General features: G+C 67.8%; 17 protein-coding genes and 1 pseudogene. All 18 read right to left on the bottom strand.

Annotation, left to right across the window (positions count from 1 at the left end; all coding sequences use genetic code 11):
• Nucleotide 1: 1 nt before the first annotated feature.
• The 18 genes and pseudogenes from ACEOAB_RS07075 to ACEOAB_RS06990 all read right to left on the bottom strand — a co-directional run bounded on the left by ACEOAB_RS07075 (nucleotide 2) and on the right by ACEOAB_RS06990 (nucleotide 20098).
• Complete coding sequence (locus ACEOAB_RS07075; RefSeq protein WP_007831218.1) at nucleotides 2-535, bottom strand: MarR family winged helix-turn-helix transcriptional regulator; 534 nt, start codon at nucleotides 533-535, stop codon at nucleotides 2-4.
• Nucleotides 532-1308: an SDR family NAD(P)-dependent oxidoreductase gene (locus ACEOAB_RS07070; RefSeq protein WP_413748585.1), complete on the bottom strand. Its 777-nt coding sequence runs from the start codon at nucleotides 1306-1308 to the stop codon at nucleotides 532-534. The genes ACEOAB_RS07075 and ACEOAB_RS07070 overlap by 4 nt, the downstream gene beginning before the upstream one ends.
• Nucleotides 1309-1412: 104 nt before the next feature.
• The gene (locus tag ACEOAB_RS07065) at nucleotides 1413-3002 is read right to left on the bottom strand and encodes an ATP-dependent acyl-CoA ligase (protein ID WP_413748584.1); all 1590 of its coding nucleotides are present in this window, start codon (nucleotides 3000-3002) and stop codon (nucleotides 1413-1415) included.
• Complete coding sequence (locus ACEOAB_RS07060) at nucleotides 2992-3723, bottom strand: ABC transporter ATP-binding protein (protein ID WP_007831224.1); 732 nt, start codon at nucleotides 3721-3723, stop codon at nucleotides 2992-2994. Before ACEOAB_RS07060 ends, ACEOAB_RS07065 begins: the two co-directional genes overlap by 11 nt.
• Nucleotides 3720-5507, bottom strand: a complete 1788-nt coding sequence (locus tag ACEOAB_RS07055; RefSeq protein ID WP_495653561.1) for a branched-chain amino acid ABC transporter ATP-binding protein/permease — start codon at nucleotides 5505-5507, stop codon at nucleotides 3720-3722. Before ACEOAB_RS07055 ends, ACEOAB_RS07060 begins: the two co-directional genes overlap by 4 nt.
• Nucleotides 5504-6559, bottom strand: coding sequence for a branched-chain amino acid ABC transporter permease (locus ACEOAB_RS07050; protein WP_413750784.1), 1056 nt, complete (start codon nucleotides 6557-6559; stop codon nucleotides 5504-5506). Before ACEOAB_RS07050 ends, ACEOAB_RS07055 begins: the two co-directional genes overlap by 4 nt.
• Before the next feature lie 34 nt (nucleotides 6560-6593).
• A complete protein-coding gene (locus ACEOAB_RS07045; RefSeq protein WP_413750783.1) occupies nucleotides 6594-7757 on the bottom strand; it encodes an ABC transporter substrate-binding protein in 1164 nt (387 codons plus the stop codon).
• A gap of 40 nt (nucleotides 7758-7797) precedes the next feature.
• A complete protein-coding gene (locus tag ACEOAB_RS07040) occupies nucleotides 7798-8262 on the bottom strand; it encodes an aromatic-ring-hydroxylating dioxygenase subunit beta (protein ID WP_413750782.1) in 465 nt (154 codons plus the stop codon).
• Nucleotides 8259-9578 carry an aromatic ring-hydroxylating dioxygenase subunit alpha gene (locus ACEOAB_RS07035; protein WP_413750781.1) on the bottom strand — a complete coding sequence of 440 codons (1320 nt, stop codon included), beginning with the start codon at nucleotides 9576-9578 and terminating at the stop codon, nucleotides 8259-8261. Before ACEOAB_RS07035 ends, ACEOAB_RS07040 begins: the two co-directional genes overlap by 4 nt.
• Nucleotides 9579-9600: 22 nt before the next feature.
• Nucleotides 9601-10746 carry an ABC transporter substrate-binding protein gene (locus ACEOAB_RS07030; protein WP_413750780.1) on the bottom strand — a complete coding sequence of 382 codons (1146 nt, stop codon included), beginning with the start codon at nucleotides 10744-10746 and terminating at the stop codon, nucleotides 9601-9603.
• A gap of 351 nt (nucleotides 10747-11097) precedes the next feature.
• Nucleotides 11098-12264, bottom strand: coding sequence for an ABC transporter substrate-binding protein (locus tag ACEOAB_RS07025; RefSeq protein ID WP_413748558.1), 1167 nt, complete (start codon nucleotides 12262-12264; stop codon nucleotides 11098-11100).
• Nucleotides 12265-12425: 161 nt separating this feature from the next.
• Complete coding sequence (locus ACEOAB_RS07020) at nucleotides 12426-13160, bottom strand: SDR family oxidoreductase (protein WP_413748557.1); 735 nt, start codon at nucleotides 13158-13160, stop codon at nucleotides 12426-12428.
• Between the two features lie 139 nt (nucleotides 13161-13299).
• Complete coding sequence (locus ACEOAB_RS07015) at nucleotides 13300-14115, bottom strand: cyclase family protein (RefSeq protein WP_413748556.1); 816 nt, start codon at nucleotides 14113-14115, stop codon at nucleotides 13300-13302.
• 16 nt (nucleotides 14116-14131) lie between these two features.
• A pseudogene (locus tag ACEOAB_RS07010) lies at nucleotides 14132-15384 on the bottom strand (SDR family NAD(P)-dependent oxidoreductase).
• The gene (locus ACEOAB_RS07005) at nucleotides 15381-16553 is read right to left on the bottom strand and encodes a thiolase family protein (protein ID WP_495653560.1); all 1173 of its coding nucleotides are present in this window, start codon (nucleotides 16551-16553) and stop codon (nucleotides 15381-15383) included. Before ACEOAB_RS07005 ends, ACEOAB_RS07010 begins: the two are co-directional and overlap by 4 nt.
• Nucleotides 16550-18175: an AMP-binding protein gene (locus tag ACEOAB_RS07000; RefSeq protein WP_413748553.1), complete on the bottom strand. Its 1626-nt coding sequence runs from the start codon at nucleotides 18173-18175 to the stop codon at nucleotides 16550-16552. Before ACEOAB_RS07000 ends, ACEOAB_RS07005 begins: the two co-directional genes overlap by 4 nt.
• 7 nt (nucleotides 18176-18182) lie before the next feature.
• Nucleotides 18183-18665: an aromatic-ring-hydroxylating dioxygenase subunit beta gene (locus ACEOAB_RS06995; RefSeq protein ID WP_413748552.1), complete on the bottom strand. Its 483-nt coding sequence runs from the start codon at nucleotides 18663-18665 to the stop codon at nucleotides 18183-18185.
• A gap of 119 nt (nucleotides 18666-18784) precedes the next feature.
• A complete protein-coding gene (locus tag ACEOAB_RS06990; protein ID WP_413748551.1) occupies nucleotides 18785-20098 on the bottom strand; it encodes an aromatic ring-hydroxylating dioxygenase subunit alpha in 1314 nt (437 codons plus the stop codon).
• Nucleotides 20099-20113: the final 15 nt, after the last annotated feature.

Below are 20113 nucleotides of genomic sequence, written 5' to 3'. Positions count from 1 at the left end.
CTCAGCCCTCCTCGGCCGGCGGCTCGCCGCGCATCACGTGCACACGCAGCAGGCCCAGTTGGGTGTGCATCTGCTTGACGGTCTTCATGTCGAGCCCCGAGAACATCTCGAGGATCCATTGTTCGTGCTCGCTCGCCATCGTCTCGAAGGTGCGGCGCCCTGTCGGCGTGAGGCTCACGATCCATGCGCGGCGGTCGTCGGGGCTGGGCGCGCGCGCCACCATGCCTTCGCGCTCGAGCTCGTCGGTCAGGCCTGTGACGTTGCCGCCGGTCACCATCAGGTAGCGCGAGAGCACGCGCATCTTGAGCCCGTCCTTGTAGCGATGGAGCTGCGCCATGTAGTCGAAGCGCGCGAGCGAAATGCCGAAGCGCTCGCGCAGCCGGCGCCGGATCTCGGCCTCGATCTGCGTGGTGCTGGCCAGCATGCGCAGCCAGAGCTTGAGCATCGCGTGGTCCTCGTGGCCCGCGCGGGCTTCGTGGCCCAGTTCTTCCGCATCGCTCAGGACGGCGTGCGAGGCATCGTTGTCGCGCGTCATGTCACCTCTCCCCCTGAAACCGAGATCGACTGGCCGGTGACCGACGCAGCGCCCGCGCCGCACAGCCAGCGCACCGCATCGGCGACTTCGGCCGGCTGCACGATGCGCCGCTGCGGATTGACGCTGGAGAATTCGGCCAGCGCGTCGGCCTCGCTGCGCCCGGTCTTGCCGACCACGTTGGCGACGCTGTTGCGCAGGATGTCGGTGTCGGTGTAGCCCGGGCACACGGCATTCACCGTGATGCCCTTGCGCGCCACTTCGAGTGCCAGCGAACGCGTGAGCCCGACCACGCCATGCTTAGCCGCGGTGTAGGCCGCCACGTAGGCGTAGCCCTTCTGTCCCGCCGTGCTGGCGATGTTGACGATGCGGCCCCAGCCGGCATCGAGCATGTCGGGCAGCGCAGCCTGTGCGCACAGGAAGCTGCCGGTGAGGTTCACCGACAACATGCGCTGCCAGAGCTCGAACGAGGTCTTGAGGAAGGGCGCGCTCTCAGCGGCACCCGCATTGTTGACGAGCACGGCGACAGGGCCGCGCGCCGCTCGGGCCTCCGCGAAGGCCGCCTGCACCGCCTGCGGATTCGCCACATCGGCAGCGGCCACGCCGTGACCGCTGCCCGCGAGCGAATCGGCCACACGCTTCAGCGCTTCGCGGTCACGCCCCAGCAGTGTCAGAACGGCGCCTTCGTCGGCCAGGGTGCGCGCGATCTCGGCGCCGATGCCGCGCGCCGCGCCCGTGACGAGTGCATGGCGGCCGGTCAGTGAATTTGATTGCATACCTGAATGTTTTAGTTCTGAATCATTTTAGCGAAGTGTACCGACGAAGCTGTCAGCGCATGAAACAGCCGGAAAGAAGGAGCGCGTTGTGTCTGCCGGGAGCCTCAGGCCCTCACAGGCCGGCCGTCCCAGGTCTGCGGACTCACGCCGCGCTCGCGCAGCTTGAACTTCTGCACCTTGCCGTTCTCGGTGCGCGGCAGGTCGGCCAGCACGTCGATGTAGCGCGGCACGGCGAAGTAAGGCAGCCGGCTTTCACAGAAGCGCACGAGTTCGGCCGGGTCGATCGGCACGCCGTCGCGCGCCACCAGCGCGGCCATCACCTCGTCCTCGGCCAGTTCGGATTGCACCGGGTACACCGCGCACGAAGCCACGCCCGGATGGCTCAGCAGCACCTGCTCGACCTCGAACGACGAGATGTTCTCGCCGCGCCGACGAATCGCGTCCTTGATGCGGTCGACGAAGCGGAACGCACCGTCGGCGTCCTGCACCACGCGGTCGCCGGTGTGGAACCAGAGATTGCGCCAGGCCTCGACCGTCTTCTCCGGCATGTTGAAGTAGCCGCTTGCGAAGGCATGGGGCTCGTCCGCGCGCAGCAGCAGTTCGCCGGCGTCGCCGGGCGGCAGGGCCGCGTCGTCTTCATCGGCCACGCGCGCCTGGAAGCCTGGGCGCAGCCAGCCCATGACACCGCCGCGCGGCGAATTCGGCGCGGTGGCGATGGCGAAATTGGTCTCGGTCGAGCCGTAGCCTTCGAGCAGTTGCACGCCGGTGCGCGCCTTGAACGCCGCACACGCGGCGGACGGCACGCCCGGACCGAGGCCGATGCGCACCCGGTGATCGCGCTCGCCGGGCCCTTCGGGCTGCGCGAGCAGGATCGGCACCATCGCGCCCAGCAGATAGACCACCGTCGCCCCGCTCGCGCGCATCGCCGGCCAGAAGCCCGAGGCCGAGAAGCGCGGCGCGAACACCGCCTCTGCGCCCGTCAATGCGGCCTGCGCGAAGGTATTGAGCGCATTGATGTGAAAGAGCGGCAGTGTGGTGCACAGCACGTCGTCGGCGCCGACATCGAGCACCTCCGCACTGTTCACGCCCCACCAGAAATACTGCGCATGCGGACAGACGACGCCCTTGGCTGGCCCCGTCGTACCGGAGGTGTACAGAATCGCGAGCGGGTCGCCGGGTTGCACCGCCGCAGGCATCAGCGCCTCTCCGCTCTCGGGGTAAGCCGTTACGCGCACGCCCTGGGGCGCCTGCCAGCCGGAGGACTCCGCCTCGCCCACCACCCAGACCTCGCGCAACGCGGTGTGCGCCAGATCCGCCGTCGCGAGCCGCTCAAGAAAGCCCGCCTCGATCACCAGCAGCTTCGCCTCGCTGTTCGCGAGGAAGTACTCGATCTGCGGCCCCATCGACGCGGTGTTGACCGGCACCATCGATGCGCCCAGCCAACCCGCGCCGAGGAAGCTTTCGAGAAACTCGATGCGGTTGCCACACATCACGGCAACGCGGTCGCCACGCACCACGCCGGCCGCGGCCAGCGCACCGGCGCGAACGGCTGCAGCCTGCGCAGCGTCGCGATGCGTCCACTCGTCGCCACCGATCCGAAGCAACGGACGCGAGCCGAACGGCCCGGCCTGCCGCTGCAGCATCGCCGGCAACGTGCGCTGCACGGGCGGCACAGCCCGCGGGTCACTCGTCATCGTGCGTGCCCCCGCCGAGATAGGTCGCCTGCACGCGCGGATCGCTCGCCAGCTCGGCCGAGGCACCCGACAGCGCGATCTCGCCGGTCTCCAGAACATAGCCTTCGTCCGAGCTTTCGAGCGCCGCACGCGCGTTCTGCTCGACCAGCAGGATCGAGACACCGTCTTCGCGCAGCTTGCGCACGATGGTGAGGATGTCGCGCACGATCAGCGGCGCGAGGCCGAGGCTCGGCTCATCGAGCATCAGCAGACGCGGCGCCGACATCAGCGCGCGCCCCACCGCCAGCATCTGCCGCTCGCCGCCCGAGAGCGTGTCGGCGCGCTGCGAACGCCGTTCGGCCAACCGCGGAAAGCGGTCGTACACCGACTGCAGCCGCTTCTTCATCGCATCGCCGCGCAGCCGCTTGGCATAAGCGCCGAGCTGAAGGTTGTCGAGCACGGTGAGTTCGCCGAACAGCTCGCGCTTCTCGGGCACGAGGCACAGGCCGCGCTCCACGCGCGCTTCCACGTCGAGCCCCTGCAGGTCTTCGCCCTCGAAGCGCAGCGTGCCCTTGCAAGGCAGCAGGCCCATCGCGGCCGCCAGCAGCGTGGTCTTGCCTGCGCCATTGGGACCGATCACCGAAATGATCTGCCCCGGCTGCAGGTCGAGCGACACGCCGCGCACAGCCTCCACCTGCCCGTAGGACACATGCAGGTCGCCAATTTCCAGCATCGCGGTCATACAACGCTCCCCAGATACGCCGCCTGCACGCGCTCGTCCGCGCGCACCGCCGACGGCACACCCTCCACGAGCTTGGAGCCGAAGTTCATCACCACCAGCCGGTCCACCAGTTTCATCACGAAGTCCATGTCGTGTTCGACGATGAGGATGGTCACGCCCTCCTCGCGCAGCTTGCGCAGCAGGTCGCCGAGCGCCATCTTTTCCTTGCGGCGCAGGCCGGCGGCGGGCTCGTCGAGCACCAGCAGCACCGGGTCGGCGGCCAGCGCGCGCGCGATTTCCAGAATGCGCTGCGTGCCCAGCGGCAGGCTGCCCGCGAGCTCGTGCGCGCGGTCGCCCAGGCCGATGCGGTCGAGCTGCCGCTGCGCCTCCTGCAGGATCTGGCTTTCCTCCATGCGGTCGAGCCGCAGCCCCGCCTTCAGGATGCCCGAGCGGGTGCGCGAATGCGCGCCCAGCGCCACGTTGTCGAGCAGGCTCATGTGCGGGCGCAGCTTCACGTGCTGGAAGGTGCGCGCCAGCCCCAGCCGCGCCACCTCGCGCTGCGGCTTGCCGGCGATGTCGTGCGCCAGGAAGCGCACCTGGCCCGCGCTCATCGGCAGCGTGCAGGTCAGCAGGTTGAACATGGTCGACTTGCCCGCGCCGTTGGGCCCGATCAGCCCGACGATCTCGCCGGCCTTCACGTCGAAGCTCACATCGTTGACGGCCACCAGCCCGCCGAAGCGCTTGACCGCGCCGTTCACCGACAGCACCTGCGAGCCACGCTCGGGCAGCATGCGGTGAGGCAACGGATCGACCGGCGGGGCCTCGTGGCGCGAAGGCTCCTGCGAGCCGCCGCGCCGGTGCGTCCAGCGGCGCAGCAGGCCCATCACGCCGCCGCGCGCGAAGTGCAGCAACAGAATGAAGAGCGCGGCGAAAGCCACGGCCTCGAGCTGGCCGGCGCGCTGTGTGAGCATCGGCAGCACGTCCTGCAGCCCGTTCTTCAGCACCAGCACCAGCGCGGCGCCCACCAGTGCGCCCGCCAGCTGGCCGAGCCCGCCGGCCACAGCCATCAGCAGGTACTCGATGCTCGCGCGCACGTCGAAGGGCGACGGGCTCACGAAGCGGTTCATGTGCGCGTAGAGCCAGCCCGCCAGTCCCGCGAACAGCGCTGCCGTGACGAACAGCGACAGCCGCACACGGTAGGCATCCGCCCCCACGCTCGCCAGCAGCGTGGCACCGCCGCGAAGCCCGCGAATCGCGCGCCCCGGCCGTGACTGCAGCAGGTTGTGGCTGAACAGGCAGGCCAGCCCGACCACCACCCAGATCAGGTAGTACATCGAACGCGGATCGGCCAGCGACCAGCCCGCGACCTGCAGCGGTGGAATGTTCGACAGCCCCGTGTGCCGCCCAAGCGCATCGACATTGCCGAACAGCATTGCGATCGACAGTCCCCAGGCGATCGTGCTGAGCGGCAGGAAGTGCCCGCCAAGGCGCAGCGTGAGCATGCCGATGGCCAGCGCCGAGAGGCCGGTGAGCAGCAGCGCGAACAGCAGTCCGATCCACGGCGACATGCCCTGCGTGGTCGTGAGCCACGCCGTGGCGTAGGCCGCGATGCCCACGAAGGCCGCCTGCCCGAACGAGGTCGCGCCGCCCACGCCGGTGAGCAGCACGAGGCCCAGCGCCACCAGCGCGCCGATGCCGATGTCGTTGAGCAGCGAGACCGTGAAGCTCCCCGCCACCACCGGCACCAGGGCCAGCACGACCACCACCGCGGCGATCCACGTCATGCGTTTGCGGTTGGCGCTCATTGGTCCACCTCGTCTTCTTCCTCTTCGGCATGCGTGGCCATGAAGGAGCGCAGCATGAGCACGGGGATCAGCAGGCTGAACACGATCACGTCCTTCAGCGCACCGCTCCAGAACGAGGCGAAGCTTTCCACCACGCCGACTGCGAGTGCGCCCACCGCAGTCATCGGGTAGCTCACGAGCCCGCCGATGATCGCGGCCACGAAGGCCTTCAGGCCGATGATGAAACCCGAGTCGTAGTACATGGTCGTCACCGGTGCGATCAGCACGCCGATCAGCCCCGCCAGCAGCGAGGCGCACCCGTAGGCCAGCAGTGCGGTGCGCACCGGCCGGATGCCGACCAGCCGCGCGCCCACGCGGTTGACCGCCGTGGCGCGCAGCGCCTTGCCGGCCACCGTGCGTTCGAACACCAGGAAGAACAGCCCGCTCAGCACGATGGCCGCGCCCACCATCAGCACCACCTGGCCGCTGACGGTGAAGCCGTCGCCCAGCGTGAACATTGCGCTGGTGAGCGGCGTGGTGCGCGAGCCTTCAGGTCCGAAGAACAGCAGGCCCAGGCCCGACAGCAGGAAGTGCAGCGCCAGCGACACGATCAGCAGCACCAGCACCGAGGCGTCGGCGATGGGCTGGAACACCACGCGCGCCAGCAGCGGTGCGATGGGCACCACCAGCAGCACGGCCACCGCGATGTGCACCGCGACCGGCACACCGGGCCGTGCCGCGAGCCACGCGAGCACGCAGGGAATCGCGGGCAGCACGCCCCACATCAGCACCGCCTTGGGAATGCGTGCGGCCTCGCCGCGCCGTAACAGGCTGCCGATTTCCGTTGCCAGCGCCAGGGCAGCGAGCACGGCGACCATGCCGATGGTCGGCGGGACGCGGCCGGTTTCGAAGGCCGCGAGCGACAGCGCCGCAAAGGCCGCGATGTCGCCGAAGGGCACGAACACCACGCGCGTGACGGAAAAGATCAACACCAGCCCCAGGCCGGCCAGCAGGTAGACGGCACCGTTGGCCAGGCCGTCGGTGAGGAGGATGAGCGCCACGTCCCAGGTCATCGCGCGGCCCTCCGGAAAATCAAAGGCGAGCGGTTCAAGGTGCGAGCTTCCATTGGCCGTTGTCGAGCTTGACGATCACGCGGGCGCGTTCGTCCACGCCGTAGAGGCTGCCGGGCTTGAAGGTGTAGACGCCGTGCGTGCCCACCACTTCCTTGGTGCTGAAGATGGCGTCGCGCAGCGCCACACGGAACTCGGGCGTGCCCGGCTCGGCCTTCTTCATGGCGCGCGATGCGGCGTCCGCAAACACCAGCCAGCCGTCGAACGAATAGGCCGAGTAGGCGTCGCCAGTCGGCGCGTTGTTCGCCTTCTGGAACACGGCGCGGAACTCGGTCGCGATCTTCTTGGTCGGGTAGTTGTCGGGCAGTTGCTCGGCCACGATCACCGGGCCGGTGGGCATCAGCGCGTTCTGGCCGGCCGCGCCGACCACGCGCACGAAGTCGGGGTTGATCAAGCCGTGCTGGCCGTACACGCCCCCCTTGAAGCCGCGCTCCTGCAATGCGAGGAACGGCAGTGCGCCCGGCGTGCCGGCGCCGCCGGTCATCACCGCGTCGGGCCGCAGCGCCACGATCTTCAGCACCTGCCCCGTCACCGAGGCGTCGGCGCGCGCATAGCGCTCGTTGCTCAGCACCTTGATGCCGGCCTCGGGCGCGGCCTTCATCAGTGCGTTGTAGACCAGATCGCCCCAGGCATCGGAGAAGCCGATGTAGCCCACCGTCTTCACGTTGTTGCGCTTCATGCGCTCGACGACTGCATCGATCATCAATTGCGTGGGCTGGGCCACGGTCATGACCCAGGGGTTCTCGTTCGCGTCGAGCAAGATGGGCGTGAGGCCGATCATCGGCGTCTTCGCTTCCTTGCCCACCTGCGCCATCGCGATGGCGGCGGGCACGCCCGAGGTGCCCATGAGCACGTCGACCTTGTCCTCCTCGATCAGCTTGCGCGCGTTGCGCCCGGCCGTGGTCGGGTCGGAGCCGTCGTCCAGCACGATGAGCTGGACCTTGCGGCCGTTCACCTCCGGCTTGTACGCCAGCGCGGCCTGCATGCCCTTGGCATAAGGCACGCCCAGCGAGGAATTCGGCCCTGAGAGCGACACGCTGAGACCGACCTTGAGGTCGGCCGCCAGCGCGCTCCCAACACCACAGGCAATCAGCGCCGCGGCGAGCGCACCGCGCGTCAAGGTCTGCATCAGGCTCTTCATGTCGTAGCTCCGGTGAGGATGGTTGGAATGGACAGGTAACTCAGATGAACAACTGGATGGCCGGCAACGCACGCGTGGCGTTGAGCAGGTCGATGCGTTTCTCGCGGATGCGCCAGCCGGCCGGCGTGCGAACGAGGTGATGGCGCGCGGTGCCGCTCAGCAGGATCTGGGATTCGCCTCGCGCTTCGACGTACAGGAATGGCGTGCGCAAGCGCACTTCATCGGCGTTCTCGTGCTCGATGCGCGAGGGCTGCAGCACGTGCTGGCTGTGGCTGGCCGGATGCTGCGAATGCGCGCGCGGGTTCTTGAGGCGCTCCACGCGCAGCTGCAGCAGCAGCCGATCTTCGTAGGCCAGCGAGTTGTGCGAGAACGGATCGGCCTGCGCAGCGCCGAGCAGCGGCACCCAGTAGTGGCCGTCGCCGGCAAAGAGCGCCAGCCAGTCGTCGAAGCGCCGCTCGTCGAGCAGGGCCGCTTCGTGGGCGGCGAAATCGCGCGGATCGGTCATGGCGCGGCCTCCACGGCCATCGACTTCGCCCAGGCGCGGAACTGATTGCGCATGAGCAGCTCGTTGGTGCCGTTGGTGGTGATGGTCGACTGCGCGAGCTCGGCCGCATCGAAGTTGCGGTGCAGGCTCACCCATTCGTTGCCGCCCGCGCGCAGGCCCTGCTGGATGCTCTCGAACAGGTGCACGTCGTCGTGTGCCACCACCGACATCGGTGAGAACACGAGCCGGTTGTAGCTCATGGCGCGCTCGAACAGCAGCGCGGGTGCGCCGGCCGCGCGGAAGCTCCACGCCTCGATCAGCGTGCGGTCGGCGGCCAGCGGACGGATCACGCGGATGGCCTGCGGCGAGCCCTTGACCGACAGGCTCGGATAAAAAACGGAGTTCTGCGGCGATCGCTGCAGAATTTCGGTGGCGCGCCCAATGCCGTGCGCCGCCTGCATCGCTGCCTCGTACTCCGGCAGCTGCGCATAGTTGGAGTGGATGCTGAAGTTCACGCCCAGCACGCTGTGGCCATTGGCGAACACGCGCCCGCCCATCTTGTCGAAGAACTCGTAGCCCGAGCCGAAGGGCAGGATCTGCTCCATCGCCATGGGCTTGGGGTCGGTGGGCGCATGGCCTTCCCACAGCGCTTCGGCCGCCTTGGTGGCCGACTCGTGCGTGGACATCGGGTGCACCGTGTCGTTGATGTTCTCGAGGTACATCTTCCAGTTGCAATGGACGATGTTGCGCAGCACGCCGCCGCCCACGGTGAGCTTGCCCTCGGGCGAGCGGTCGACCATGTTGTCGATGGCGCCCAGCACCTCGCCGAAGTAGTCCTCGAACGATGGCCCCGTGTCGGAGAGGCGCACGAACACGAAGTCGCGGTACACCTTCACGTGCCTCACCACCGACAGCCCCTGCCCCGACTCGCACGCCTTGAGCTGCGTGCCCTCGTAGCCGTTCTTCAACGGTACGCCGAGCGGCGCGCCGTCGAGCTTGTAGGTCCACGCGTGATACGGGCAGCGGAAGAAGCGGCCGGTGTTGCCGCTCTCGTCCGTCACCAGTTGCGTGCCCTTGTGGGCGCAGCGGTTGTAGAGCACATGCACCGCGCCGTCGGGCTGCCGCACCATCAGCAGCGGCCGGCCCGCGATGTCCTGCGCCACGAAGTCGCCGGGCTCGGGCACCTGGCTCGCATGGCCGAGGAAGACCCAGGTGTTCGCGAACAGGCGCTCCTGCTCGAGCGCGAAGATCTCCTCGCTCAGGTACAGGTCGCGGTGCACGCGGTCGTGCTGCACGAGGGCGGCGACGCGTTCGGGATGATGGCGGTAACTGGTCATCGACGTGGGCCCGGGTCTTTTTTCAGGGAACCAGCTTCCACTGCCCCTTGTTCATCTGCACGATCACCACGCCGCGCCGGTCGGAGCCATAGCTATCGCCGGGCTTGAAGGTGTAGATGCCGTGCGTACCCACCAGCTCCTTGGTGCTCACGATGGCGTCGCGCAGGGCGGTGCGGTATTGCGGCGTGCCGGGCTCGCCCTTGGCGCGCGAGGCGGCATCGGCCAGCAGCAGGTAGGCGTCGTAGGTGTAGGACGAGAAGGCGTCGGTCGGCACCGCGCCGTTCACTTTCTGGTAGGCGTTGCGAAAGCCCATCGACACCTTCTTGATCGGGTTGCTGTCGGGCAACTGGTCGGCCACCAGCACCGGGCCGCTGGGCACCTGCAGGCCTTCGACGGAGACGCCGCCCACGCGCACGAAGTCGGCGTTGATGAGGCCGTGCGTGCCGTAGATCTTTCCCTTGTAGCCGCGCTCGGCCAGTGCGATGTAGGGCAATGCGCCGGGCGTGCCGGAATTGCCCGCGAACACGGCGTCGGGCCGAGCCGCGACGATCTTCAGCACCTGCCCGGCCACCGAGGAATCGCTGCGCGCATAACGCTCGTTGGCCACCACCTTGATGCCGGCGGCATCGGCGCTCTTCACGAGCGAGTCGTAGGCCAGGTCGCCCAGTGCGTCCGAGAAGCCGATGAAGGCGACCGTCTTCACGCCGGACTTCTGCATGCGGTCGACCACGCCCGCGACCATGAGCGGGAATGGCTGCGACACCGTCACCGTCCACGCGCCCTCGGGGCCGGCGATGGTCACCGGCGTGGGCGAGATCAGCGGGGTGTTGAGTTCCTTGGCCACCGCGGCGATGGCCATGGCGCCGGGCACGCCCGAGGTGCCGATGAGCACGTCGACCTTGTCCTCGGTCACGAGCTTGCGCGCGTTGCGTCCGGCAGTCGTAGGGTCCGAAGCATCGTCGAGCACGATCAGCTGGACCTTGCGGCCGGCAATTTCCGGGTGCTCGGCAATGGCGGCGCGGATGCCCTTTTCGTAAGGAATTCCGAGTGCTGCCACGGGGCCCGAGAGCGAACTGATGAAGCCGATCTTCAGGTCGGCTGCGGTGGCTTGCACGGTTGCCAAAGTGAGCGCGGTGGCGCCGAGGATGTGGGTCAGTTTGTTCTTCATCTCAGGTTTCCAATGCTGGGTGCTCTTGTTTCGGAGGTGCTTTGAGGACGCATGCTTTCGGGGGGCGTGCACAGGCCACCGGGTACTCCCCTCCGCGAATGTCCCCCGCCTTCGGCTCCTCCTTTATTTCGCTGCGGGGAGCACCCGATGCCCTGTGCACAACGAGCGCTGCTCTTGTGCTGGCCGATCAACAAGTGCTCTGATCGATCACGCCGGCGGGGTGCCTTGCGCAGCGAAATAAAGGAGGAGGCCGCAGGCCGGGGGACATTCGCGGAGCAAGGCACCCCGTCGGCGTGAGCGCGTCCCGAACAATGCCCCCCGCGCATCGAAGTGAGAAAACAGCGCGTCATCTCAAGGCACCAACTTCCACTGCCCCTTTTCGAGCTTCACGACAACGCGCGAGCGATCGTCCGACCCATATCGGTCTGTCGGCTTGAAGTTGTAGACAGAGTGCGTACCCACCAGCTCCTTGGTGCTCACGATGGCATCGCGCAGCGCCACGCGAAACTGCGGCGTGCCCGGCTCAGCCTTGCTCGCCAGCGCGCGCTGCGCTGCATCGAGGTAGATCAGCCAGGCGTCGAAGCTGTAGGCCGAGAAGGTGTCGGTCGGCGCCGCGCCGTTGGCCTTCTGGTAGGCGGCGCGGAAGTCCATTGCGGTCTTCTTCATCGGATTGCTTTCGGGCAACTGCTCGGCCACCACGACCGGGCCCGTAGGCGCCAGCAGGCCTTCGACCGACGGACCACCGACACGGATGAAGTCGGGGTTGATCAGCGAGTGCATGCCGTAGATCTTTCCCTTGTAGCCGCGCTCGGTCAGCGCAAGGTAGGGCAACGCGCCGGGCGTGCCCGAGGCGCCGGTAATGACCGCATCAGGCCGCAGCGCCACGATCTTCAGCACCTGCCCGGCCACCGATGAATCGCTGCGCGCATAACGCTCGTTCGACACCACCTTGATGCCGGCCGTGGGCGCCGACTTCATGAGCGCGTCGTACACCAGGTCGCCCCAGGCGTCGGAGTAGCCGATGTAGGCCACCGTCTTCACGCCGGCCTGCTTCATCTTCTCGACCATCGCGCCCATCATCAACGGTGCGGGTTGCGGCAGCGTCACCATCCAGGCGCCGTCTTCGCCGGCCAGGTCGGCATTGGCGATGGAGATCAGCGGCGTTTTCGTCTCACGCGCCACGCCGGCAATGGCCAGCGAGCCGGGTGCGCCGGCCGTGCCGATGATGACGTCGACCTTGTCTTCCTCGATCAGCTTGCGCGCATTGCGCGCGGCCGTGGACGGGTCGGACGCATCGTCGAGCTGGATCACCTGCACCTTGCGGCCGCCGACTTCCGACTTGTAGGCCAGCGCGGCCTTCATGCCCTTGTCGTAGGGAATGCCGAGCGACGACACCGGCCCCGACATCGAGGTGATGAAACCGACCTTGAGATCGGCGGCCCATGCGCCCGCGGCGCTCAGGGCACCGAGGCCCGCGGCGATGGCCGCAAGCGTGCGAATTCGGTTCAGGACTTTCATGGCGATGCTCCAGAGGTTGTCAAAGGGACGACGAAAAGGAAAACGAGGCTGCGATGCCACTTCGCGGAACACCGCGGAACCGGCTTTGCCGGGCCGCTGGTGTTGCCCCCTGGAAGGGGGTTGGCGTAGCGACACGAAGTGCGCGAAGACTGGGGGTCATTTCAAAGTGCCAGGCTGCCGACGCTGGTACCGCCGCACACGTACAGCACCTGGCCGGTGACGAAGCTGTTGTCGGCATCGGCAAAGAAGCGCACGGCGCGTGCCACGTCGGCCGATTCGCCGAGGCGTCTGACGGGCACCGAGGCAGCGAGCGCACGTTCCTTCTCGCTGCCGGCCTCGACCACGTCGTAGAACATGTCGGTGCGAATAGGCCCTGGGGCCACCACGTTCACCGTGATGCCGTCGGCCGCAAGCTCCAGTGCCCAGGTGCGCGCCATGCCCAGCATGCCGGCCTTGGTGGCCGAATAGCTGGTGCGCGTGGCCAGGCCCAGCGCGGCGCGCGACGACAGCAGCACCACGCGGCCGAAGCGCTGTGCGCGCATCGCGGGCAGTGCGGCTTGCACGAGCTGGATCGCACAGCCGAGGTGCAGGTCGACCAGCGCATCGAGGTCGTCGAGCTTCACGTCGGGCAGCAGCGCGGCGCGGATGACGCCGGCGTTGTGGACGATGGTGGTCGGCGCAAAGCGTTCGACCAGTTCGCGCACCGCTGCGCCCGTGGCGGCGCGGTCGCTCAGGTCGACCTCGAGGCTGTGCAGCTTCGGATGGTCGATCTCGGCCTTGCGGCGCGCGAGCGACACCACCTCGTAGCCCTGTGCCAGCAGGTCTTCGCAGATGGCCTTGCCGATGCCGGCGCTGCCGCCCGTGACGGCAGCGACCTTGGGTGCTCCGCTGCTCATGCCCGGCCTCCGCGTCTTGCTCCCTCTCCCGCGCGCGGGAGAGGGTTGGGGTGAGGGTGCGCGCAAGGCGAAGAGCCCTCATCCCCCGCCTTCTCCCGCGAGCGGGAGAAGGAGCCAAAGCCAATGCGGGAACAGCGAGTCATAGCGACGCTCCCACCAATGCCAGCACGCGCAGCGGACTGCCGCTGCCCTTCTCGATCTTCAGCGGCGGGCAGATCAGCACCGCACCCGCCGGCGGCAGCAGGTCGAGGTTGCTCAGGCACTGCAGCCCATAGCGCCCCGCGCCGTGCATGTAGTAGTGGCACGGGTACGGCGGGCGCAGGTGATAGCCCTGCCCGGCATCGGTGCCGATGGCCTCGGAGCCGAAGCCCAGCACGTCGCGCTGCTCGACCAGGAAGCGCACGGCCTCGGTGCTCGGGCCGGGCGTGTGCTGGCCCGTTTCGTCGAAGTTCTGGTACGCCTCGGGGTCGGTGCGCTTGGACCAGTCGGTGCGCATCAGCACCCACGCGCCCTTCGGGATGCGGCCGTGCGCCGCCTCGTAGGCCTCGATGTCCTCCAGGGTCAGCAGATAGTCGGGGTCGTCCTTGACCTGCGGCGAACAGTCGATCACGCAGGCCGGCGCCACGAAGTGCTGCACCGGGATCGTGTCGACCGAGTTGTTCGGCAGGTCGCGGCCCGAGATCCAGTGGATCGGCGCATCGAAGTGCGTTCCGGTGTGCTCGCCGCAGGAAAAATTGTTCCAGTACCAGCCCGGGCCGCGCTCGTCGTACTTCGACACTTCCTCGATGCGAAAAGGCCAGCACTGCCCCATCTCGGGCGGCAGCGCGATCTGCGGAAACTCGGGCGTGAGCGTCTGCGTGAGGTCGATCACGCGGATGCGGCCGCTGGCCATCGCGGTCACGAGGCTGCCGAGGATTTCGGCGGCGGGCATCAGTTCGGTTGTGCTTGTGGTCATCGTGTGGCTCCTGATCTCAGCCGCCTGCGGCCAGCTCTCGTTCGAGCACCTTGGGGTTGTCGCGCCAGCGCTCCAGCCACTCCTGCGCCACGTCGCCGGGGTACACGTCTTCCACGCCGTCGCGCAGCGCCTTCACGATGGCGTTGGCCAGCGCGGTGGGCGCCAGCTTGGGCGGCGGCGTGTGCTGATTCCATTCATCGTCGATGGGGCCGGGGAACACGTTGATCACGCGGATGCCTGCGGGCCGCATTTCAGCGCGCAGGCATTGCGCGAGCGAATGCGCAGCAGCCTTCGAGGCGCTGAAGGTGCCGTGCGGCGGGAAGTTGCTGAGCGCGTAGATCGACAGCAGGTTGACCCACGCCGTCGCGCCGGTCGCGCCGTCGGCCGATCGGCCCTTGAGCGCGGGACCGAACTCCTGCGCCAAGCGCAACAGGCCGAAGTAGTTGATGTCCATCTCGGCCTTGGCCACGTCGGTGCCGCGGCGCGCGCCGATACCGAAGGTGCGGTGCACTTCGGCGTTGTTGATCACGATGTCGACCTTGCCGCCGATGGAGCCCGCGAGCTCGGTCACCTGGCGGCCGTTGGTCAGGTCCAGCGGCACCAGCGTGACCTGCGGCAGCGCCGAGATGTCGTCGAGCCCGTCGCCCATCTTCTTCCAGGGCTCGGCGTGGCCGACCCAGACGATGTCGGCCCCGGCCTTCACCAGCGCACGCACGATGGCCTGCCCGGTCTCGGTTTTGCCGTCGGTCACCAGCGCCTTGCGGAACTTGGGGTCGCTGGTCATTTCTCGCAGCATCTTGTCGTCGGCCATGTGGGCACTCCCTTCATTCGGAAAACCAATGAGAACGGCTTGTCCGGCGCGGTCGAGCCGGGCGCAGACACGCACGCGCTGCGGTGCGTCGCCGACTTCGCCATGCAGGTGGACCATGAGCGTCGGGCCGGCATCCAGGTGCACCAGGCCCAACCGCCACGGCAGCCGCTCGCGGAAGAGCAGGTCGTTGCTGTGGTGCAGCGTGGTGCTGCCGAGCAGCTCGCCCTCGCCGCTCTGCTGGCGCCAGCGCAGCGCGGCCGACAGGCACTTGTGGCAGACCTCGCGCGGCGGGTACTGCACCGTGCCGCAGTCCTCACAGGTCTGCAGCTCGAAGCGGCCTTCGGCGGCTGCAGCCGTGAGACCGAGCGCCACGCGGCCGCGCGCGCCGGGCGGCAGGTTCATCTGCCGGGTGCGCAGCACCGGGTTCTTGCGCGGGGGCGCATCAGGGGCATCGTCATGCCGGTCTCCCCAGTATGACCGCGCCGGTACAGAGGCAGCGGTCGTAAGTCACCATTCCGACGCCGGCGACGAGGCCCATCTGGGCGTTGGGCACGGCGCGCGCGCCGGCCTGGTTCGTCAGCTGCCGGATCGCCTCGACCATGCCGAGAAAGCCACCCGCCGCGCCGGCTTGCCCGGCCGAGAGTTGCCCGCCGCTCGTGTTGTTCGGGAAGCTGCCGTTGAAGGTCATGGTGTGCGACTGCACGAAGGCCGAGCCTTCGCCTTTCTCGCAGAAGCCCAGGTCCTCGAACTGCATCATCACGATGACCGGGTAGTCGTCGTAGGTCTGCACGAAATCGAGCGCGGCGGGTTGCACGCCGGCCTGCGCATAGAGGTCGTCGCGGTCCTTGCGCCAGCCGCCCTGCACCATCACCGGGTCTTCGGCATAGGCGTTGTGGCGCTCGATGGCACCGCGGATCACCACGTGCGCCAGGCCCAGGTCGCGTGCGCGCTCCTCGCTCATCACGAGGAAGGCGTCTGCGCCGGCGCAGGGCATCACACAGTCGAACAGGTGGATCGGGTCGGAGATGGGCCGCGCGGCCATGTACTCGTCGAGCGTCAGCGCCTTCTTGAACATCGCGTTCGGATTGCCGAGCGCGTTGGTGCGCTGGTCCACGCAGATGCGGCCGAAGTCTTCGCGCTTCGCGCCGTAGGTGCGCATGTAGTTGGCGGTGATGAAGGCGAAGATCGAGTTCGGTCCGCCCGAGCCGTAGGGGTAGCTCGCATCGCGCGCGAAGTTGCTGAAGCTGCCGAGCGTCTGGCGGAAGGAGTCGACGTGGTTGGTGTCGGCACCCACGCAGGCCACGATGTCGGCATCGCCCGCCTGCACCGCCCGCGCGGCGCGGCGCAGGCACATCACGCCCGAAGCGCCGCCGGTGGGCACGTGGTCGAGCCAGCGCGGCGACAGACCCAGGTGCTGCGTGACGCCCACGGCCGTGTCTGGCGCGAGCGAGAAGCTGCTGAGGCACAGGCCGTCGATCTGTTCCTTGGCAACGCCGCTGGCCTGGACCAGCGCCTCGACGGCCTGGCCGATGAACCAGTGCGCGGTGCGCGTGGAGTAGCGCACGTAAGGCACGGTGACGGGCACCGCGACCGCGACGCCTTCGTAGGAAAGCCGTCGCTTCGTCATGCTTGCCTCTTCTTCATGGCGCGCGTGTCGATGCAGTGGCCCTGCCCCGGCAACGACTGCGCCATCTCGCGCAATTGCCCGCGCTGGATCTTCTGCGACGGCGTGAGCGGCAGGGCATCAACGAATGCCACGTAGCCGGGCGCCTTGTAGTACGCCAGCTGGTCCAGCGCATGCGCGACGATGCTGGCTGCGATCTGTTCACGCTGCGATGCGTCGGCGCCTTCGCGCATCACGATGCAGGCCAGCACCTCGTCGCCGCGCACCGCATCGGGTGTGGCGGCCACGGCCGAGGTCTTCACGGCCGGATGCTGGTTGAGCACGCTCTCGACCTCGACGGCCGAGATGTTCTCGCCGCTGCGGCGGATCACGTTCTTCTTGCGGTCGACGAAGAAGAAGTTGCCTTCAGCATCGCGCCGCACCAGGTCGCCGGTGTGAAACCAGCCGTCGGCCCAGGCTTCGCGCGTGGCTTCCTCGTCTTTCAGGTAGCCGGAGAAGAAGTAGCGCTTCGGGTCGTCGCCGGCCGAACGCACGAGCAGTTCGCCCGGCGCATCGACGCCGACATCGTTGCCGTCTTCGCCCATGAGGCGGATCTGCACGAAGTCTTCCTGCCGCCCGAAGCAGCTGGTGCCGACGAGGCGCGGTTCGCGGTTGGCCATGATGCAGGCGGCCGCGCCGGTCTCGGTCATGGCCCAGGCCTCGACCAGCGGGAAGCCGAAGCGCTCTTCGAAAGGTGCGTGGTTCTTGCGGTCCACACCGGCGCCGAAGCCCCAGCGGATTGCATGGTCCCTGTCGGCCGCAGACGCGTTGGCCGACAGCAGCATCGCCGGCATCACGCCGAGGTAATGCACGATGGTCGCGCCGCTTTCGCGCGCGCTGGCCAGCCAGGTCTTCGGATGGAAGCGGTCCAGCTGCACCAGGCAGCCGCCCGCCACCAGCACCACCATGGTGGAGAACGCCATCGCATTCATGTGGTTGAGCGGCAGCGGCGTGATGACGCGCTCGGCGTCGGGCCGGATGCTGCAGACGCCGTCGAGCGCGGCGTACCACTCGCCGGCACGCAGGAAGTAGGCATTGCTCAGGATGCAGCCCTTGGGTCGCCCCGTGGTGCCCGAGGTGTAGAGCAGGCCGCACTCGGTATCGATGCCGATGGGCTCATGGGCGCACGGTGCAACTGTCTTCGCGCTGGGCACCGCGTCGTCGGGCCCCATCGTCTCGAAGGCCACGCCGGCCTGCGCAGCCGCAGCGCGCAGGTCACCCGCACGCTCGGGCAGCGTCACGGCCAGGCCGATTTCGCTGTGGCCGATCAGGTAGACCAGTTCGGCCGAGCGCATCTCGGCGTTGATCGGCACCACGCTCACGCCCAGGGCGTTCAACGCGAGCCAGTGGAAGATGAATGCCGGCCGGTTCTCCAGCAGCAGGCCGACCCGGTGGCCGTGCCCATAGCCGGCTTGCGCGTAGGCCGCGCGCAGGCGCTCGACCTGTTCGGCGGCTTCGCCCCAGCGGATCGCGCCGGGCGCGATGCCATAGGCGGCGGCCGTCACCGATTCGGTGAACAGGAACTCGGCCTGCGGCGTGCGCGCCGCGGTGGCCGCGAAGACTTGATGGACGGTCGCGTATGTCATCGCGTCCCTAGATGAAAAGCTGCACGGCCGGCAGCGCCGCGTCGCAGTTGAGCAGGTTGACGCGCTTGAGCGTCATGCGCAGCGCGCCGTCCTGCACCGTGAGGTGGTGGAAGAAGGTGCCGACGTAGAACTGCAGTTCGTCGCCCTGCGACTCCGTGTAGTGGAACCCGGTGCGCACCACGTAGCGGTTCGCCTCGTCGTCGAATTGCTCGACCACCGGCATCTGCAGCAGATGGTGGCAGCGGCTCGGCGGCTGCTGCGAGAAGGCGCGCGGACTCTTGAGACGCTCGATGCGCAGGTCGCGCAGCAGCTTGTCTTCGTAGAGGTGCGAGGTGTGGTTGAGGCCGTCTTCCTGGTCGGGGACCAGCGGAATCCAGTAGAAGGCATCGTCGGTGAAGAGCGCGTTCCATTCTTCAAAGCGGCGCGTGTCGAGCAGGTGCGCTTCGTTCACGACGAAGTCGATCAGGTCCTGATGCGTCACCGATGTCATTTGAGTACCTCTTCATTCGAGGAACACCGCGGAACCGGCTTTGCCGGGCCGCAGGTGTTGCCCCCTGCAAGGGGGTTGGAGAAGCGACACGAAGTGCGCGAAGCCCGGGGGTTAGCCATTTACATCGTCTCCGTCATGCGCTCGACCCAGCTGCGGTACTGGTTGCGCATCGGCAGCTCGTTGGTGCCGCCCGTGGTGATCTCACCGCCTTTCAACTCCGACGCGTCGTAGTCACGGTGCAGGCTGACCCACTCGTTGCCGCTCGCGTGCAACCCGGCCTGCATGCCCCGGTAGGCCTGCAGGTCGTCATGCCCGACCACCGAGAACGGCGAGTTGATGAGCCGGTTGTACATGGTGGTGCGCTGCAGCAGCTCGGGCGGCGCGCCCTTCAGGCGGAAGGTCCAGCTCTCGATCAGCGTCCTGTCGGCCGAAATCGGCTTCACCACGCGGATCGCCTGGATCGCGCCCTTGATCGTGAGGTTCGGGTAGTACACGGTGTTGTGGCGCGCCATGCCGAGGATCTGCGCAGCCTTCTCTTCGCCGTAGCGCGCCTTCATCGCATCGTCGTACGCGGGGATCGCCTTGTACTTGCTATGGATGCTGAAGTGCACGCCCGTGAAACTGTGGCCGTTGTCGTAGGTGCGGATGCCCATGTCCTCGAAGAACTTGTAGTCGGACATGAAGGGCGCGAACTGTTCCACGGCCATGGGCTTGGGTTCGTCCTCGGGCTTGTCGGCCCACATGCGCTTGGCGGTGCCGGCGGAGGACTCGTGCGCCACCATGGGGTGCATGGTGTCGTTGAGGTTCTCGACGAACATCTTCCAGTTGCACTGGTGCATGAAGCGCAGGCAACCGCCGGCGATTTCCAGCTCGCCTTCGGGCGAACGGTCGGCCATGTTGTCGATGGAGCTCAGCGAATCGCCGAAGTACGCGTCGAAGTCCGGCCCGGCGTCGTTGATCTTCACGAAGATGAAGCCGCGATGGCTGCGCACGTGCTTGAGCGTGGTGAGCCCCTTGGCCGATTCGCACTCGTGCAGCTCGGTGTTCTCGTAGCCGGTCTTGAGCGGAATGGCGAGCAGCGAGCCGTCGGTCTTGAAGGTCCAGGCGTGGTACGGGCAGCGGAAGAACTTGCCGGTGTTGCCGCACGGCCCGTTGACGAGCCGCGAGCCCTTGTGGGCGCAGCGGTTCATCATGGCGCGCACGCTGCCGTCGGCGTGGCGCACGACGATCAGCGGGCGGCCCGCGATCTCGTTGCTGATCCAGTCGCCCGGCTTGGGCAACTGGCTCTCGTGACCTACATAGTTCCAGGTGTTGGCGAAGAAGTGCTCCTGCTCCAGCTCGAACAGTTCCTGGCTGGTGTACAGGTCGCGGTGCACCCGGTCGTTGCGCACCAGCGCGCGGACGGCTTCAGGGTTGTCTCGGTATGAAGGCATGGTTCTCGTGGCTCC

The sequence above is a fragment of the Variovorax sp. Varisp53 genome (genome assembly GCF_059491555.1).
This window is presented reverse-complemented; position numbering and strand designations above follow the sequence as displayed.